The sequence below is a fragment of the Segatella copri genome, from assembly GCF_026015625.1.
Classification (GTDB): Bacteria; Bacteroidota; Bacteroidia; order Bacteroidales; family Bacteroidaceae; genus Prevotella; species Prevotella copri_H.
Genome location: NZ_JAPDVG010000002.1, coordinates 109,497 through 126,759, shown reverse-complemented (window position 1 = coordinate 126,759; position 17,263 = coordinate 109,497). Strand labels below are relative to the sequence as shown.

Annotated in this window: 18 protein-coding genes and 1 pseudogene; 16 read left to right on the top strand and 3 right to left on the bottom strand. The window is 40.4% G+C overall.

Going from position 1 to position 17,263, the window contains the following annotated elements:
- Positions 1-3: 3 nt before the first annotated feature.
- The 14 genes and pseudogenes from ONT19_RS16140 to ONT19_RS16075 all read left to right on the top strand — a co-directional run bounded on the left by ONT19_RS16140 (position 4) and on the right by ONT19_RS16075 (position 14,287).
- Positions 4-6,066, top strand: a complete 6,063-nt coding sequence (locus ONT19_RS16140) for a T9SS type A sorting domain-containing protein (RefSeq protein WP_264953438.1) — start codon at positions 4-6, stop codon at positions 6,064-6,066.
- Between the two features lie 252 nt (positions 6,067-6,318).
- Positions 6,319-6,990: a transcription termination/antitermination NusG family protein gene (locus tag ONT19_RS16135; RefSeq protein WP_264953437.1), complete on the top strand. Its 672-nt coding sequence runs from the start codon at positions 6,319-6,321 to the stop codon at positions 6,988-6,990.
- Between the two features lie 272 nt (positions 6,991-7,262).
- A complete protein-coding gene (locus tag ONT19_RS16130; RefSeq protein WP_264953436.1) occupies positions 7,263-7,517 on the top strand; it encodes a hypothetical protein in 255 nt (84 codons plus the stop codon).
- Between the two features lie 5 nt (positions 7,518-7,522).
- A complete protein-coding gene (locus ONT19_RS16125; protein WP_264953435.1) occupies positions 7,523-7,939 on the top strand; it encodes a hypothetical protein in 417 nt (138 codons plus the stop codon).
- A 121-nt stretch (positions 7,940-8,060) separates the two neighbouring features.
- On the top strand, positions 8,061-8,651 hold the full coding sequence (locus ONT19_RS16120; protein WP_264953434.1) for a hypothetical protein: 591 nt from the start codon (positions 8,061-8,063) through the stop codon (positions 8,649-8,651).
- Positions 8,652-8,659: 8 nt separating this feature from the next.
- Positions 8,660-9,640 carry a DUF262 domain-containing protein gene (locus tag ONT19_RS16115; protein ID WP_264953433.1) on the top strand — a complete coding sequence of 327 codons (981 nt, stop codon included), beginning with the start codon at positions 8,660-8,662 and terminating at the stop codon, positions 9,638-9,640.
- 51 nt (positions 9,641-9,691) lie between these two features.
- Positions 9,692-10,561: a bacteriophage abortive infection AbiH family protein gene (locus ONT19_RS16110; RefSeq protein WP_264963880.1), complete on the top strand. Its 870-nt coding sequence runs from the start codon at positions 9,692-9,694 to the stop codon at positions 10,559-10,561.
- 291 nt (positions 10,562-10,852) lie between these two features.
- A pseudogene (locus ONT19_RS16415) lies at positions 10,853-11,017 on the top strand (sugar phosphate nucleotidyltransferase); the annotation flags it as partial.
- 277 nt (positions 11,018-11,294) lie between these two features.
- The gene (locus tag ONT19_RS16100) at positions 11,295-11,564 is read left to right on the top strand and encodes a hypothetical protein (protein ID WP_264953511.1); all 270 of its coding nucleotides are present in this window, start codon (positions 11,295-11,297) and stop codon (positions 11,562-11,564) included.
- A gap of 351 nt (positions 11,565-11,915) precedes the next feature.
- Positions 11,916-12,248 carry a helix-turn-helix domain-containing protein gene (locus ONT19_RS16095; protein ID WP_264953510.1) on the top strand — a complete coding sequence of 111 codons (333 nt, stop codon included), beginning with the start codon at positions 11,916-11,918 and terminating at the stop codon, positions 12,246-12,248.
- On the top strand, positions 12,226-12,996 hold the full coding sequence (locus ONT19_RS16090; protein ID WP_119229827.1) for an ImmA/IrrE family metallo-endopeptidase: 771 nt from the start codon (positions 12,226-12,228) through the stop codon (positions 12,994-12,996). Before ONT19_RS16095 ends, ONT19_RS16090 begins: the two co-directional genes overlap by 23 nt.
- Complete coding sequence (locus ONT19_RS16085; protein WP_264953509.1) at positions 12,968-13,519, top strand: hypothetical protein; 552 nt, start codon at positions 12,968-12,970, stop codon at positions 13,517-13,519. Before ONT19_RS16090 ends, ONT19_RS16085 begins: the two co-directional genes overlap by 29 nt.
- A gap of 173 nt (positions 13,520-13,692) precedes the next feature.
- Positions 13,693-13,836, top strand: a complete 144-nt coding sequence (locus ONT19_RS16080) for a hypothetical protein (protein ID WP_153098457.1) — start codon at positions 13,693-13,695, stop codon at positions 13,834-13,836.
- A gap of 292 nt (positions 13,837-14,128) precedes the next feature.
- Positions 14,129-14,287, top strand: a complete 159-nt coding sequence (locus ONT19_RS16075) for a hypothetical protein (protein WP_264953508.1) — start codon at positions 14,129-14,131, stop codon at positions 14,285-14,287.
- A gap of 32 nt (positions 14,288-14,319) precedes the next feature.
- Here the strand turns inward: ONT19_RS16075 and ONT19_RS16070 are convergent, their stop codons facing one another.
- The 3 genes from ONT19_RS16070 to ONT19_RS16060 all read right to left on the bottom strand — a co-directional run bounded on the left by ONT19_RS16070 (position 14,320) and on the right by ONT19_RS16060 (position 15,875).
- Entirely contained in the window at positions 14,320-14,844 is a 525-nt protein-coding gene (locus ONT19_RS16070) for an N-acetylmuramoyl-L-alanine amidase (RefSeq protein WP_153095749.1), read from the bottom strand.
- Between the two features lie 46 nt (positions 14,845-14,890).
- Entirely contained in the window at positions 14,891-15,019 is a 129-nt protein-coding gene (locus tag ONT19_RS16065; protein WP_006847514.1) for a smalltalk protein, read from the bottom strand.
- Positions 15,020-15,362: 343 nt separating this feature from the next.
- Entirely contained in the window at positions 15,363-15,875 is a 513-nt protein-coding gene (locus ONT19_RS16060) for an HU family DNA-binding protein (RefSeq protein WP_264953507.1), read from the bottom strand.
- Positions 15,876-16,066: 191 nt separating this feature from the next.
- On the opposite strand from ONT19_RS16060, the gene ONT19_RS16055 reads away from it, so the two are divergent.
- Together ONT19_RS16055 and ONT19_RS16050 are read left to right on the top strand one after the other, a co-directional pair.
- Positions 16,067-16,489: a hypothetical protein gene (locus ONT19_RS16055; RefSeq protein ID WP_118140661.1), complete on the top strand. Its 423-nt coding sequence runs from the start codon at positions 16,067-16,069 to the stop codon at positions 16,487-16,489.
- 395 nt (positions 16,490-16,884) lie between these two features.
- Positions 16,885-17,133: a transcription-repair coupling factor gene (locus ONT19_RS16050; protein WP_228113972.1), complete on the top strand. Its 249-nt coding sequence runs from the start codon at positions 16,885-16,887 to the stop codon at positions 17,131-17,133.
- Positions 17,134-17,263 lie beyond the last annotated feature (130 nt).

Genomic DNA, 17,263 nt, shown 5'->3' with positions numbered 1-17,263 from the left:
AATATGGCAAAATATAATTATATTGAGTTTTATTTTCTTGACAAGTCTGATGCTATTGTAGATCTAGGTAATATTAAACTCGGTTTGTGGAATCAGGAATCTAATGATGCATATTCTTCTTTTAATGGTGATGGTTTCAAGAAAGCTGAGACTTATTATCTTTTTTATAAAGAGAAGAATAATTGGGGATTAAATGATTTGTTTAGGTTTAAGATAAATACTACTAATGTAGATCTCTCTGGTTATAAGTTTGTAGTAAAGGCTTCTAATACGAATAATTTTGAAACAGATAAGACAACGGCAGATGTTACATATACTTATCAGCTTTATTCTCAGAGTAATATTGATGCTGTAACTTTCACCAAGGCAACTGATCCTACTTCGGTAAAATCTGCTTATGCTTTAAAAGAAGGAAACAAATGTATCTTCAGTGGTGCTTCTATATATGATGAGATTAAATCTATCTTGGGTGTTTCGTCTAAAGAAGATATTAAGGACTTCTATATACGTTGGACTATAAAGCATACAGATGACACCAAAGTAGATAATCTTACTGTCTCTTCAGGAAAAATACAGAAGCGTAAGGATTTTGACTATATTTACTTTAATAATACAGGTTCCTCAATCCAAGCAAAAGACTTGGATGTTACCTTAGAGTTGCCTAGTAGTGAGTCTTGGGATAACATAAAATTATCTTTTGTTATTTCCAAAAATGTCTCTGAATTGACTACTAAATATGGTGTTGTTGAGAAGGAGCCAACTTTGAATGCAAAGTTTAATGTTCAGCTTTTGGATAATAAGTATAGCATGCCTTTCAATCATTATGTAGGCCATGCTAATACTGCATTTGACGAAAAGGGTAGGCAGCAGACTGCTGAATGGGAGTACTATGTCTATGTGAAAGATGCTAATGAGCAAGTAGAGTTAGTGCTGCCATTCGATGAGTATGAAAATAGCGGAAAAGATCTTGAACCACAAGGCTATTTCAGATGGTATGATTTAAAGACAGATTTAGCTAGTAATAATTTACGTCAAAACTCTGGAACAAAACCGACTCTTCTGAATTCTATAATATCAGGAGGAAAGAACTATGGTTTGTTTGCTTACAAACTTCAAAAGGCAGATAAACCATGTAGCGATAATATCGGTGTTACATATACTGCACCAGCAGAAGCTTCATCTGAAGGGTGGGCTGGTGAAGACATCGCCTGTGATGTGAGCCGTTATATTGATGGTTTGGATGCAACAAAAACTTATCTTGTACATGAGCCAACGCTCTCTATCAGATACATTTTCCATATCCGTTCTGCCAAGAAGTTAGCAGACGACATTATGAATACAGCTATTGGCAAAAATCTTGAAAGAGCAGGTTATAGAACTTATGAGGATGGTAAGTATATAACAGTTGGTATGAAGGATAAAAGTTCTTCTATTGTTACTCTTCGACTGGAATTGTCAGATGCTACGAAATATTATTTCCATCCATTAGCAAATGGTGTATATAAGCAAGATGGAGCTTTTTATGGTTTCACTAAACGAGTATATTATGCAGCTGAAAAGGACAAACTCGTAGAATCCGACTTCGATAAAAATAAATTATGCAAGGCAACTAAGATTGAATGGTGGGCGTATGATAAGACTAAGACCTATTGTCTTCAGCTTACACCTGTTGAAACCCAACGCTTCTTTGATTTGAAGATGGGAGATCTTAATAAAGAGTGGACGCCTGTATCTTTGACAGGAACTGGCAAGAGTTTTACATTTACCTATGGAGATCCTGTATTCATAGTTGCATATGCAATGGATGATGACGGAAACCGTTGTCCTATTGCCAATTTCGATGTTCGATTCATGAATAATCATCCGATGACTAAAGAGGAGATCGTTAAAAATGGATTGAATAACAGACTGATTAGTTATCTTGACGAGCATTATAAAATGGCTACCAAGCCAATTACATTTGATGATGATGATGTAGAACAGACTGTGTCTGCTCCTACAAGTCCGGATGACAACCAGGACCGATTACCATCTAAATGGGATCGCCGTGCTTATAGTTTCGTATATCGTGATTTGATTGACTGCGATGCTTCTTGGTGGGTTAACCTGGGGGAAATCGGTCATTCTCCACTTCATGGAGATTATTGCTTGTATAAATCTGCCAATGTTAATGGTATTTCCGGTAATGGTGAGACACTTAAAGATGGATATCTTTGGTGGCAAAGTGGACAATTATATGATAAGACTTATGAGATAACCAATGGTTCTCAGTATGGCCACTTCCTCTATGTGGATGCATCAGACGAAAGTAGAAAAATCGCCGCTGCAGATTTCACGGCAGATCTCTGTACAGGACAGCAACTTATCTTCACAGCGGGTGTTGCTGACATGACTAAAGCGGATACTAAGCCACAGATTATGTTTAAACTATTTGGTGTTAAAAGAAATGTCAATGATGATATTGTTGAAAAACACCTGATACATAGTTTTGCGTCTGGTGATTTTAAAACTAATGTAGAAAAATTGAAACCGGCAACTTGGTACCAGGTATATGGTAAGATTACTTTGCAAAAAGAGTCAAATGTAGAGCAGTATTCAGATTTCCGACTGGAGATTGATAATTACTGTAGCAATACTGATGGTGCCGACTATGCCGTAGATGATATCCGTATGTATCTTGCGCCGGCTAAGGTTCAGGTGATTCAGGAAAAGCCGGTATGTAACGGTGCTACAACTGGAACCATCAAACTGAAGATACGTGCTATCCACGAGACTTTGAATGCAATTTTGGGACATAAAAATACAAAGATCTATTTCAGATTTGTGGGTGAAGATGGTAATCCTGTAAATACGGATTATTCTTATACCTTGAAGGATAGAACGACCGGTAATACAAGTACAGTTTCTGGTACAGAATATGGTACTGTTGATGTATACGATTCAGAGGAAAAATGTAAAAACTTTGAGATCGATGGTACTAATATGATTGAGCAAGATAGTGAAGGTGAAACCTATATTGTTATCAGCAATAAGGACTTTCCTTTGACTACGGGTAAGAAGTATTATGTATCTGTATCTACAGAGGATCCTGCCAAGGGAAATGCTAATTGGGGCACACCTGCTGAAGTCTGCTCGTTGTACAGTAACTGGTTTGAAATGGTTAGCCAGCATCCAATCATTACTGATACCAAGGGCAATATCGTAACGGATTATAAGATTCCTTGCGATCAAGCTGACAACTATGAGGTTAAAATCAAGGGACAATTGACAACAACTGACCCTAATAATGGTGGTAAGATAACATTGGATAATGTTAAGTTCTACTGGTATCTTAATGATATACATAAAGATAATAAGTTGAACGAAGCAGCCAGCAACGAAATCACTATCAGCAAGGAAAAGCTTCCTTTGGGTGAAACACATAAAATCTTTATGTTGCCAAAAGGAACTCAGAATTCAGATGGTTATATTCCATACGAAATCAATGGTAAGACCTATCTGTTGTGTACAGGTGCTATACCGGTAGATTTGCGTGTAATGAAGGATGGACCACAGCTTAACTTCGGTTTCAATGATGTGGATTATCCATTCAATGATGGCAGTTATGAGGCATCGCTTCGTATCGGTTTGCCACAGCTGGAGAAGTTGAAGGCTTCTAAGGGATATTTGAAGGTACCTCTTCATGGTGCTACGATGAGAGATGGAACAGCTATTACTGAGCCACTTACTTTCATTGATGATAGTAAAGCCCCTGCTGTTAATTCGAAGAGCGTAATTGTTGCATCTACTAATGATCCTTTATGGGAAAAGAAGTTGAATCAAACGGTTGCAACATTGGAGAAAGAAGAGCTGCCTGCTTTTAATAAAAAGACTCAGACTACTCTCAACCTCAAGTTTGAAAATGATGCAGTTGCTAATTTCCACGAGGGATATTACTATGTACTCCGATTCGCTTACGAGAAGAGAGCAGCTACAGCTGGAACTACCAACTGCCCTGGCGAGTCTTATCTCAAGGTGAAGATTGTACCGGAGTTCATTACCTGGACTCCTACTGCCGATGGCGGTATGAACGCCAACTGGAACAATGATGCCAACTGGCATCGCTCTTCTTCTACAGAATTGTATGATAAGGATTATACCGATTATCAGACTTATGGCAGCAGTACAATTTCTGCGGCAGCATCTGCATCGAAGATAGATATTCCTACGCAGAACAGCTATGTGCCAATGAAGTTTACCAAGGTCACTATTGCCAATCTGAATGGTTTGCCATTCCCTGACCTCGGTAATGTGGTTTACCGTAGCACCAATCAGATTGCTACCAAACTGACCAATGGCAAGGGTAATGAAGCCACGAAGTATATCCAGTATGACATCATGGCGTTCTGGAATGAGGCAGATGCCAATAAGGGATTGGAAGCAGGTAATCTGAAGTGCGAGAAGTTCTATGGCAATACCTGTCATCAGATTTACTTCAAGCCTCAGGGTGAGCTTCGCGACCAGTGCTATCTGGTATATGACAAGGCTTGGGTAGAGAAAGAGCTGGAGCCTAACAAGTGGTACACCATGGCTTCGCCTCTGCAGTATATCTACGCCGGTGATATGTATGTGCCAGCAAAGGATGGACGACAGGAAACCAAGGCGTTTGAGGATATCACGTTTGATACGAATGTATATAGCCGGAGCAAGTATCCGGTTTATCAGAGAGCTTGGATGAAGAGTGATGTGAAGGAAATCACACCTAAGAGTGATTATCCTGCATCTCATTACCCAAGTGTAGCTGCTCCAGAAAATGTTGATATGAATCTCGGCTACTGGAGCCATGTATATAATAGGGTGGACGAGAGCTATGCCGATGCTGCAGATGGAACCTTCGGTGGTTTCTCTATCAAGGCGGGTAATGCCCTCCTGCCGAAGGATAAGACTAAGAAAGCGCTCCTCCGTTTGCCAAAGGCTGATACCAAATATCAGTACTTCGATTATGATGGATCAACGACTTCTGGTGGTAAATCAGTAACTGTTGGTAAGAACAATGGCCATGGCAAGTTTCTCGTAGCTTACAGTAATGAAGAGAAGACATTCGCAGAGAAGACCCAGGCCTTGGCAACAGATAACGCCAGTGGATTCTATCTCGTGGCTAATCCATATACCTGCTCTATCTCTATGGCTAAGTTCTTCGAGGCTAATACTGGTTTGCAAAAGGCAATATGGATGGTTGAGAATGGCGAGGTGAAGGCGATTTCCAATGCAGAATTGGATAAGCAGAACTACGCTATCCAGCCTACCCAGTCGTTCTTTGTCAAGAAGAAAGAAGGCGAAAAGGTAGAAAATGTAAGGTTCACTTCTGCGATGTATGTTGACCGCACTATCACTCCTGGCCTGTTGATGGCATCAGACTATGTCAAGAGCATTGAAGCAACGACAGAGAATTCCAACGGCCAGACCTCAAAGGCACGCATCGCTTTGCGTCCGGAGGCTTCTGCCGACTATGATGACCAGGAGGATGTGGATCTCTTGTATGATCAGAACCTGAAGGATGTTCCGCAGGTTTATACCGTTGCCGGCAACGAGGCAGTGGCTGTGAATGCTGTTCCTGAGTTGTCCTGGATTCCACTCGGTATCGTGAGCCAGCAGGCAGAAGAGGTTTCACTCACCCTGAAGGGTGTGAACAAGCTCGATGCTCCGGTTTATCTCTATGATGCTGCATCGGCAAGCTTTACAGAAGTTCATGAAGGCGAGGCCGTGAAGGTGAAGGCGGGTGACCACGGAAGATACTTCCTCACCCAGACCCGTACCTCAACCGGCATCGACCGCATGGAGGCTGAAGAGCAGAGCGCACCGGTGAAGGTTTACTCACCAGCTGCAGGCATGATCGTTGTTTCTGCCTTGGGTAGTGAGAAACTCGACGGGGTTCAGGTATTTACATTGGATGGCAAGATGGTTCACAGTTATCAGTTGCCTGATAAGCAGAGAATGATTCTCCGTGTTCCATCCGGCATTTACATCGTGAAGGCATCTACCCAGTCCTGTGCTCAGGCTAAGGGTCAGAAGATTTCAGTAAGATAGTATATTCTGGTTTTTAAATATCAATACTTATTTTTTAATAATCCTTTTATACCCACATTATCTGATACCTTACTATATATAGGGGCATCTTTGTTTCTTTGGTAGAGACGAAGGTGTCCCTATCATTTTTATTATTTTTTTTAACACGCATAATTTGCTAGTTTCCAACAATTATCTTATATTTGCAAAGAGTTTCTGTGTCTCTTATGTAGAGATTCAGATGAACGACATCAAAAAACGAGCTTGATTCGCATGATGAAAGAGACAAATATACACTCACAGGTTACGTCCACTATTGCAGGGGACGACGGCGAAGCCGTGGCAAAAAGTGAACAAAACGCTAAGAAAACGGTTCAGGAAAAGCCTAATGAAGGGCTTGAAAAACCTGCTGATGCAGGATGGTATGTGGCTGTAGTGAGAGTGAATTGTGAAACGAGAATAGCTGATTCTATACGAATCAATCTTAATCACAATCATGTTTGGTTTGATTACTGGATTCCCAAGGTAAAAGTAGTTTATATAGACAAACGTTCCAATAAGCGAAAAGTGAAAGAAAAGCTATTTCTTTCCACCTTTATCTTTTGCAATGTTTCTCCGAGACAACTTGACAATATCCGCTTCCGTTCGGATGTGTATAAGATGCTGACGATGCCAGGTCAAAGGAAAATATATCAAATTCCCGACCAGGTTGTTGCCAACTATCGATATTTTGTAGAGAATGATGAAGAGCCTGTCACTGCTGCCCCTGTTCCTTTGAAGAAAGGAATCAAAGTGCGAGTGGTAGCAGGCAGCATGAAAGGTGTGGAAGCATACGTACAGAGCTATAATGGCAAGAAAGCCGTCATCGGCAGCGAAATCAAGTATATCAGTGGTGCAACGCTTACGATAAGTAGAAATTTACTCGAAGTCGTTGAAGAAGGTTAAGTTGTAGAATGCTCTTGTTGCATAAAAAAACTATGAGTTATCTGAGTAAAATGTTATAGTAAGTTATAGCCCAGCTGTCCCATCCCGCACAACCATGGCGAGGGCTTTGATGCCCCGCCAACCTTAGAGCGTAGCGGTTCCGAGCACCGAGTAGGGCGGTTACATCCTTCCTCCTGACGAGGAAGGCTTGGTTAGGATGTGGAGCTCCCTTTGGCTAAAGGGAGACGGAGGGATTCGAAAAAATCGTACTTTTATCGCTAAAATGTATGATTATGGCAAACGACAATAATATACAGCCTATGGCTGATGATTCACAGATAGTACTTTATCAACCAGATGAAAGCATTAGGTTGGAGGTGAAACTGGATCAAGATACGGCTTGGCTTACTCAAGCACAGATGACGGAGTTGTTTCGTACAACTCGTAACAATATAACTATGCATATTCGTAACATCTTTAAGGAGAAAGAGTTAGACGAAAAATCAGTATGTAAGGATTCCTTACATACTGCCGCAGACGGTAAGTAGTCAATATGCTGAAAGCATGTGACAAACTCGACTTATACGTAAGTCCCAACTTGAAAAAAGATGAGACAGCTAGGCGGATAGCTCTGGAGATGTTGGATAATCCAATAGAGATCTTGAGCCTTTTGAACAAGCAGGAACTCCAGATAGTAGATGAGTTTATAAAAGGCGCTGCCAACACCTATGTAGTAAGCAAGATGCGCAAGACCCAGTACAAGCTTCAGAAACTATTCTTGGTAGCAACCTACGAGGATAAGGAGAACCAGGAATGGCACATGCTGTTGCCAGCAAAGTTACCCCAAGCCTTATCCACTAGTCTCAACTTCTATTTGGATATGGCAAACAAAGGCATCAAAGCCCCATCAGCCAAGCAACTCCGTATGATGTCCGCCTTAGGTCAATTCTTGGTGGGAAAGGAACTTTGATGGCATTTATATGATTATAATGCTGATAGGTGTATAACTACTAGTTGTATAGTGTGTATGCAATATAGCTTTTATTCAGATATTGGCGAAGGATTAGAGTCGAATCCCTAAATTGGTTATTATGATAACGAAACAAGAATTATTGGATAAGATAGAGCAAGCTAATTCTAATGATGAATATTTGCGAATCGTGAGAAAATACATAATACATGGAATTCCTTATGTTTTTAAAGATAATCCAAACCTCTATTATGATTTTCGCGAACAGATAGCAACGCATTGGCATGTTGGCTTTCAGGAAGTTTTGATATTAGGCTCAGGAAAATTGGGATATAGTTATCATAAGAATTCTGTTTTCTCTGACGAGTCTGATATAGATGTCGCTATCATAAATCAAAGCTTGTTTGAAAGTTTTTATTTAGAAATTAGAAATTTTCAATATCGGTTGGAATCTGGTTTGGAAACTTTAACTTCTCATGAAAAAAAGGAATATAATCGTTTCTTGTCATATATGATAAAAGGTTGGATGAGACCAGATATACTTCCTGCCAAAATTACAGGTAAGTTATCAAAAGATGAATGGTTCTCCTATTTTAAGTCAATATCTTATAATAATAATCTTGCAGGTAACTATAAAGTTTCTGCAGGGTTGTTTAAGAACTTTGACTATATGGAATACTATTATACAAACTCAATAAAGAAATTTAAATAGATATAGTTATGGCACAAATACCATCTTCTCCAAGCACAAAGAAAATATCAGATCTTATTGGAATGATTAAACGTGGAGATTTGATATTACAACCTGACTTTCAGAGAAAGTTAGTTTGGTCGATAAGACACAAGGAGTCTTTTATTGATACTATATTAAAAGGTTTTCCTTTTCCAGAGATTTATATAGCTCAGTCGGGAATTGATTTGGAGACTTTTCAAGCACAGCAAGTTGTCGTAGATGGGCAGCAACGCCTGTCAACAATAATAAGCTATATTAATGGTGAACTTCCTTGTAAGAAGATCCTACATTATTCTGCTTTGGATAATCAACAAAAGGCTGCTTTCCTTAATTATGATGTTGTTGTTCGTGATTTGAAAGATGCCTCTTCTGATACGATTAAAGAGGTCTTTCGAAGAATTAATCTCACTCAGTACAGGCTAAATGACATAGAAATCAATAATGCCATTTATGAGGGTGAGTTTATTAGTACCGCAAAAGATATTTTGAATCATTTAGATAACGGTTCTTTCCCTTTATTTAGTGATAATGAACTAAATCGAATGGGTGATTTGAATTATATACTAATGATTATGGCTACCTTAGAAGAAGGTGGCTATTTCGCTGGTAATACGATGACTGGAGAATATATCATAAAATATGATGATTCCTATAAAAATGCAGAAACAATGAAGGATAAAATTCTTAATTTGTTTCATGTTATAAAGACATTTAATTTGGACACAGATAGCATGTGGTATCGCAAGTCTAACTTTTTTACAATGTTCGTAGAATTATCAAAAGTTAGTCAAATACCGGATGATATTGTTGCTAAAATCCATTCTTTTGAGGATGAAGTTTTAGCCAATAAGGGAAACGAAGAAAACGATTTTGGTAAGTATTATTCTGTTATGTACACAGGTACTAATAGTAGAGGTGCAAGAATAAAACGTGCAGATATTTTTTGCAAATACTGCTTAGCTAAATAAAGGCAGATTCATGTACAGGTTTTGTAATGACCATTAAAGCGTTTTTTCTAGATGGTAACAATCAATTCATCAACCCATGGAGAAGAAACATTATTGATAGTAGGTAATGGCTTTGATTTATCTATGGGGTTTAAAACATCTTATGGAGACTTTATGAAGAGTTCATACTTTCCAAATGAGGAAACTTCCTATCTATGCTCCTATCTTCATAATCAATATGAAGAGAATATGGGATGGATAGATATCGAAAATGAACTTTCTAAGTATAGTCAACTACTTTCTAGGTTTGAATTAACGCCAAAAACAGGTAAAATTGAATTGGGGGCGGAATCTTTTAGGGAAGAATATGAAGAATTAAAGACGTCGCTAAAATTTTATCTTCAAGAAGAAACCAAAAGAGCATTTGGCCCAAGTCCTGAGAACCCTGCAAAGAGGGTCATAGATCAATTACCAGCTGGTAGTAAGATTATATCTTTTAATTATACGAGTATAATAGAAAGATTAACATGGAATAAGTTTAAAGATTCAAAAGGCAATCTTTTGCATATTCATGGTTCTTTAGCTCCTAGTGATGATATCGTATTTGGTGTAGAGGATTCTGCAAAATTGTCTAAAGAACATGTTTTCTTATATAAAGCACATAGCCGACATCTAAAGGTACAAGAATTTTCTGATTGGCTGAATTCTGCAGAGCGTATTATCTTCTATGGATACTCTTTAGGAGATACAGACCATCAGTATTTTGAGAAGTTTTTTAGAAAGCTATGTTCTGATGATAGGACGTATACCGAATTGGTATTCTACTATTATGATCAAGCATCTTATGATAACTTGATATGGCAGTTGCAAATGCTAACTAATCATAAGTTGACACAACTGCAGATATTAAATAAAATAGAATTTAAAAACTGTTCTATGTGAGCAACTAATAAGGCGGTCCCATCCCGCATGACATGGCGAAGATCTTTGATGGTCCGCCAACCTTAGAGCGTAGCGGTTCCGAGCACCGGAGGGCGGTTACATCCTCTCGTTCCTGAGGAAAGAGAGGCTTGGTGAGAAAAGTGGAGCTCTCCTTGCAGGAGAGACGGAGAGGTAGAAAATTCAGCACCATCATGTAACAGCAGTAGATGTAATCCCAAAGAAGGTGTAGAAACTCAACAATAAGATTTCTCCTATCTAGGACCATTACATAGAAAAGTATATGGTAGAGTAGCCAACATCGTGGTGACACCATCCGATGCCCTGGTCATCAATACCTCGGAGTATCAGCGAGTGCTCAGCAAGGCATTGAGCTATACTTCCGATAAGAACGCCATAGTTACTATCGGTAACAAGCCAAGCCGTCCGGAAACTGGCTATGGCTATATCGCCGCAGCGTAGGTAAGGGCATCCGATTGTATGAATGCAAGAACTGCGTAGTTCATGCAGCCGATGAAAGTAAGGTGGTAATTCAAGGCTTGGATGGCTATAGCTTAGTTAGAAGAATGGGCAACTGCTTGTTTGTTCTTTGAAAGAGAAACTGAGAATCAATGATTTTAAGAAATAAACTTCAGTTTAAGCAAAGAAATGAATCATGAAAGGATTACTTGTTTTATCGTATGTTTTCCTATATAAACTTGTTTTCTAAGTGCATTAATTGATACAATTTAGCGTTATGATAGCAAAAGAATATTGTATAGCCTTTTTTGAAGGCTACTTCTACGCCCAATTAGGCGAGAAGCTTACCAATGGCAAAGTGACAGAACATACACTGGACTTAGCTAAGGAAACGGCTCAAACCTTTATCGTGCAACAGATAGCCTATTCCGATTTTGATGAAAAGCAAAAACAGGTGATGAAAGAAAACGTTCATGAATGGGCTGATACGGTGAAGCAGGGTTTCAAGAAACGTTTGCGTGAGAGCGGCAGATTGATAGAATCTTGATGATGCGCCAGCCGACAAACTATCGCAACTCTGTTGCGTAAACAAATATCGGCAGCCTTTTAGGGCACAGGCTCCGCTGACGATACCAAAACTCTGGCGGAGGCTATAGCGCAGCCAGCTACATTCAAAGAAATAGCATCACCTCACATTTGCTATTCATATGGGAGACTAAGTCTCGTATTCTTTTCTCAAAATACACAAACAATGCCGCCGTGCCAAGATGCTAAGTTATAACTTTGCCTTTTTTTCAAAAATATCTGTGAAATATAACTAAAAAGTTTGCAGATAACAATATAGTTTTTTATCTTTGCACCATCTAAGTGACAATATATGAATGCAATTCAGTAAATTATGGCAATGAACGACAATAAATCTATATTGCGTGTGCTTCGTGAAAAATTCAAGTACACCCAAGAGGAGGTAAGCAAGTACCTTGGCATCAGCCAACCAGCCTACCTGAAGTACGAGACGGGGGAGACTGAAGTCTCTATGGAGGGCTTGGAGAAGTTGGCTCGTCTCTATGGTATTGATGAGTATGACATACTCGAAGGTAACATGGAGCAAGTGAACTTTGCATACGCTTTCCGACGTGATGGTGTGGCTAATCTTGAAGAGGTGTCTCACTTCCAGCAAATAGTAAAGAACTATATCATGATGAGCAATGAACTTGAAAAAATCAGATAAAATACAATTGGAACTCTTGTCCCTTTCTCTTCGCCAAGAGCAAGGAGTCAAGTTTAATGAGCCTGTTAGTGTTCATCAAATGCTTCGCAACAAGAATATCATAGCAAGTTTTCAACCTTTGTCTGAGGGTTTTGAGGGCATGGCTATCAAGATACTTCGTAAGGAGCATGATGTGCGACTATTCATGCTTGTCAATACAAGCAGCAATTATAGTCGCCAACGCTTCACGGCTTGTCACGAACTTTATCACCTGTTGTTTCAAGAGGATTTTAGTGTCTCCTATGAGACGGATAACGAAGATGGCAAAAAGAGCATAGAGGAACAATCTGCTGATTATTTTGCTCGTTGCTTACTTTTGCCAAGGGATGGCGTGCTATCGTTAATACCAGTAGAGAAGCGAAAGAGAGATGCTATTTCTATGGCAACGGTATTGAAGATAGAGCAGAACTTTCGTTGTTCTCGTTCCTGCCTTCTCTATCGACTCAAGGAGATGGATTTGATTTCCGAGACGGTTTATGGTTTATTTCAGCATGATGTGATAAGGAGTGCTGCGGAGTATGGTTATCCTACCTCTTTATATATGCCGACCCATAGCAAGGAACTGATAGGAGATTATAATGTAAAGGCTCGCCAACTTTATGACAAGGGATTGATTTCCCAAGCCAAGTATTTTGGTTTGTTATATGATATGGGCATCGATTTCGGAAAGGAGGCTTTGGATGGCAAGAGCGAAGGTCATATTGGTTGATGCGGATGTCATAGCGCATTTCATAGCCACAGGTCACATCATGGAATTGAACGGTATCTTGTCACCTCATCAGCTGTATGTTGTCGAGAATGTTTATCGTGAGGCAACACGTCATCCCGGCGATGCCAACCGTAAGCAGAAAGTGGATGAGTGGATTAAGGATTCAAAGACTTGTGTAATCAGGTTTCCCAGTCAGAACCAGAATATCAAGAGGGAGTTTTTTAAGTTGAAGCATGACAATGGTCTTTTGGGTGATGGTGAGTGTGCCTGTATGGCGATGGCTCGCTATGGACAGGAAACGATAGCCAGCAGCAACTTTCGTGATGTGGCACCTTATTGTGATGCCAATGACATTGAATATATCGGTGTGATGGACATTTTGCAGATTGCTATCAACAAAGGTTATTGGACGGACGAGCAATGCGACCAATTTATTATGGATGCCATCAAGGAGAATAACGCTCGTTTCCCCGTGGATAGGATGGAGGAGTATAAGACAGAGAAGGATTTGGGAGGATTCTGAGCAATATAATAGTCATGAGGCTGCGGAAAACTTAGCTTTTATGTATTCTTTGTATGAAAGCTGCTTTCAAATTGCCGAGAGCAGCTTATCTTATGCAAAACGATAATGAAATAACTTTTTTCGAAAACTGATAGGTGTAATACAACGAACAAAGGGGAACGACCAAAGACTGGTTGTTTCCCTTTGTTCGTTTAGAGGCAATTGTATCAGGTGTATCTGTCATCTCTGATTTTCCCATCAATTATCGGCTTGCGGTAATTGGTGGTGAGGAGGGACTGGTAGATGATGCCAACGCCAAAATACTGGCTGCCCTATAAGCTGCAAAAAAGAATAAAAAGAGGAATTTTGTAAAATGAACCAAAATGAACCATTTTTCCAGAATCTTTACATGAGAGATACAGAAAAACCGAAAACTTTCGTTCAATCAACGACTTAGGAAATTATGTACGAAAAGAATAGTAAAATAATGTTGATTTACGTAGAATGATATTAATTTTTTAACACGCATAATTTGCTAGTTTCCAACAATTTTCGTATTTTTGCAAGGAGTTTCAGTGTCTCTTATATCGAGATTCAGATGAACGTCATCAAAAAACGAACTTGATTCGCATGATGAAAGAGACAAATATACACTCACAGGTTACGTCCACTGTTGCAGGAGACGACGGCGAAGCCATGGCAAAAAGTGAAGGATATGTAGCTGAAAATGGTTTTGTAGCAACAGATCCGACGCACTTTGGAAAGACGTATCATGATAAACTCCTTTAGCTACCAATGCCAGCCAAAAGGAGTTATAAGAGTTAATCAAGGCGGTGTCGGGCAGCCCAGCTTCCAGCATCCAGACACGGACACTCCTTTGGAGTAGTCCCAGGCAAGTCCCGATGACCCACAATCTTCGCTTTCGGAAAGAGAATCTTCAGATTCCTGAAAAGATCAATGAGTCTCGTTTCCTGCTCAGTGGTCATGGTGTTGCAAGGCTTGCCTTGCTCATCGAGCCCTCCCTCATAGCAGATGCCGATAGAGCATCTGTTATAAGGTCTGGCATGAGCCCCCACCTCCAGCAGCTTACGGTGCTGCGTCATCGTACCATCCTTACGGATGTAGAAGTGGTAGCCGATGTCATAAAACCCACGGGCCTTATGGTCGCGGCGCAGCTGTTCCACACTATAGTCCTGATTGCATCGGGTAGCCGAGCAATGCAGAACCAGAAATCTCACAGAGTCGGCAGACATCATGTTCTTGCCGTTCTCCACTTTGGCGAGGAGCATGCGCTCAGAGCGTACCTTCCCCCCGCCAATGTTCATAGGAAATGTATCTTTCGTCATAGGAATAATTCAACATTCAACATTTAACACTCAACACTCAACATTCCTATAAGGCGCACGAGCTTACTCCCAGTGCCGTGAGAGCAGCAATCAGCGCCTGTACGATGGCATTCACGATTTGAGTCCAGGAAATCTTGTTTGGATTTGATTCAGAGTTAGAACGAAACATTTTCATAATCAATAAAATTTAAATGAAACAATAAGTTACTGAACTTTCGCATGTGGTTCAAGTACGGGCTGAAGGCCCAAAAGCTCCTAGCCCAGGGCATCGCCCTGGGTATGATGGCAATCAGCAAGACGCCCTGTAAGGGCAAAAGCCTTATGTTTTGCCTGGAGTTTTAAAGCTTTTGCCCTTACAGGGCGACAGGTTTGCGTCCGTAATTACCCAGGGCGATGCCCTGGGCTAGGGGCTTTTGCCCTTTCAGGGCGTGTGGGCAAAACTTGCGAAAGTTCAGTAAGTGATCAGAGTTTAGCAGTGCCTCCCTTTCTGAGAGGTAAGGCACTGCCAGAGTTGGAGACTATTCCAATCCGTCACCATTGTCGGAACCAGTTCCGCCAGCCTCGGTGCCGGAACCGCCGCCAGTGGTTTCACCGCCGGTAGTCTTATCCTTTTTCTCTTCACCGTACTTGACGAGTTCGATGGAATCAGGAATCAGGTTGTAGAGACGAGTACCATTCTGCAACTTGGTGAAAGAAGGACGGAAGGCAGGAACGAGACTCTTGACGAGTTTAGCGTTCGCCTTACTCTCATCTTCTACGGCTTTGCCGGTAATGAAGCGGATGAAGAGCTTGCCGAATCCAAGCAACTCGATGTCGTAACCCTTCTTCAGGTTCTCCTTCACGTAGTAAGCATAGCGGTCGAGTACCGCCTTTACGTCTGCAGGAGTAGCTGTAGACTCCACTGCGATTTGTTTAGCAACCTCCTCGGTGGTCAAGGTACCGTAACTGTAAGGTCTAACAGAAAAGAGTGTCTGACCCTTCTTCTCACCCATGTTAATGGTCTTCTTTGCAACTTTGTAGCTTTTACTCATAATTGAAACATTTAAAAGATTAATACTAAAGTTCAGTCATCGTCAGTCCAAAGAGATTAGCAATCCCGTTTGTTCTGATTGACGTTGCGAAGATACAACATTTCGGAGGCGAAAACAAATGCCTTCACTGACGTTCACCATCTGTTTACTGCTCATTCACGATACGCTCACTTTTAATAAAAATCATAGCAATGGAAGATACCAGCAAGGCAAATATCGTCTTTAATATCTCTGGCGGTAACAACCAGATTCTGCCCAATGCTATCAAGGCTGAGCAAAACTTTTATGGCGACAAGTACATAGAGGAGATGATGAAGGCGAAGACCACAAGTCAAGAGCCTGTTCTCTCACCCGAAACAACCCGTCTCTCCTTATATATTAATAATGTGGAAGCATTAGCAGAATATGTAGCCAAGCTCTCTGCATGCACCAATGCCAAGGAATTGGCTCAGGTGGTGATGGATATGGTGAATGATACAGATGTAAAGGTTGACCAAGATATTATGGTGAAGCAGGAGTTCATCGAAGTCTTACAACCCTTGGCTCCTCAGGTTACTACAGGCATCAGTAATATCCGCAAGTATATCAATGAAGCCTGGTATAAGTGGAAATGATCACCAATGAAGTAGCGTAAGGAAAAATACTGACAAAAGGCACTTTTACGCACTCCATAATTTCAGAATTTTCAATGAATCCAAATTCGTTTTGTAGAATTGAAATTATGTTGAGGCTTGGTAAGTTGCTGATAATCAGTAGTGTATAAAAATTGAAAAATATACTTGATCTCTTGAAAATCTATAGTCGTACGACTATGACCCCTATAGTTGTACGACTATAACTCCAGAGTTGTACAACTATAGCATGTATAGTCGTACAACTGAAGCTTTACAGTCGTACAACTATAGAATTTTCAACTCGCAAAACTTGCGGATTATGGTCAATTGCTGCAGAAAATTGGCTTTTATTGATTCTAGATGGTTAATTTAGTATGGAGGATAAAAATTTGTACATGATACAGAAGGCACAGGAGTTCATGAATGAGAATCACTTTGCCGACGTCTCCCGAGTGCAATGTCTGCTACGCAAGATGATGTCCAAGGAGTATCATGGCCTCATCGATCAAATCAAGGAGTATCAGGATCCCCATGCAATCTTCAATATTCATGGCGGAAACAATCTCATTGCGCCCACTGCCAGCCAGGCAGAGCAAAAATTGGTGGAGAAACCTGCTGACGAGATAAAAAAAGATAAGGAATAATCAAGAAAGAAGACCGAGATAGAAAGTTTCATGGCATCAATGGAGGATACCCTCTCCATGCACCCACTTTCAGCAATATAATTGCAAGCTGATCCCCATAACAGCCTGGCGGTCCCATCCCGCAAAAAGA

Coding starts and splice junctions, on each gene's coding strand:
- ONT19_RS16140 (WP_264953438.1), top strand. CDS start 4: ATGGCAAAATATAATTATATTGAGTTTTATTTTCTTGACAAGTCTGAT.
- ONT19_RS16135 (WP_264953437.1), top strand. CDS start 6,319: ATGATGAAAGAGACAAATATACACTCACAGGTTACGTCCACTATTGCA.
- ONT19_RS16130 (WP_264953436.1), top strand. CDS start 7,263: ATGGCAAACGACAATAATATACAGCCTATGGCTGATGATTCACAGATA.
- ONT19_RS16125 (WP_264953435.1), top strand. CDS start 7,523: ATGCTGAAAGCATGTGACAAACTCGACTTATACGTAAGTCCCAACTTG.
- ONT19_RS16120 (WP_264953434.1), top strand. CDS start 8,061: ATGATAACGAAACAAGAATTATTGGATAAGATAGAGCAAGCTAATTCT.
- ONT19_RS16115 (WP_264953433.1), top strand. CDS start 8,660: ATGGCACAAATACCATCTTCTCCAAGCACAAAGAAAATATCAGATCTT.
- ONT19_RS16110 (WP_264963880.1), top strand. CDS start 9,692: ATGGTAACAATCAATTCATCAACCCATGGAGAAGAAACATTATTGATA.
- ONT19_RS16100 (WP_264953511.1), top strand. CDS start 11,295: ATGATAGCAAAAGAATATTGTATAGCCTTTTTTGAAGGCTACTTCTAC.
- ONT19_RS16095 (WP_264953510.1), top strand. CDS start 11,916: ATGGCAATGAACGACAATAAATCTATATTGCGTGTGCTTCGTGAAAAA.
- ONT19_RS16090 (WP_119229827.1), top strand. CDS start 12,226: ATGAACTTGAAAAAATCAGATAAAATACAATTGGAACTCTTGTCCCTT.
- ONT19_RS16085 (WP_264953509.1), top strand. CDS start 12,968: ATGGCAAGAGCGAAGGTCATATTGGTTGATGCGGATGTCATAGCGCAT.
- ONT19_RS16075 (WP_264953508.1), top strand. CDS start 14,129: ATGATGAAAGAGACAAATATACACTCACAGGTTACGTCCACTGTTGCA.
- ONT19_RS16070 (WP_153095749.1), bottom strand. CDS start 14,844: ATGACGAAAGATACATTTCCTATGAACATTGGCGGGGGGAAGGTACGC.
- ONT19_RS16065 (WP_006847514.1), bottom strand. CDS start 15,019: ATGAAAATGTTTCGTTCTAACTCTGAATCAAATCCAAACAAGATTTCC.
- ONT19_RS16060 (WP_264953507.1), bottom strand. CDS start 15,875: ATGAGTAAAAGCTACAAAGTTGCAAAGAAGACCATTAACATGGGTGAG.
- ONT19_RS16055 (WP_118140661.1), top strand. CDS start 16,067: ATGGAAGATACCAGCAAGGCAAATATCGTCTTTAATATCTCTGGCGGT.
- ONT19_RS16050 (WP_228113972.1), top strand. CDS start 16,885: ATGATACAGAAGGCACAGGAGTTCATGAATGAGAATCACTTTGCCGAC.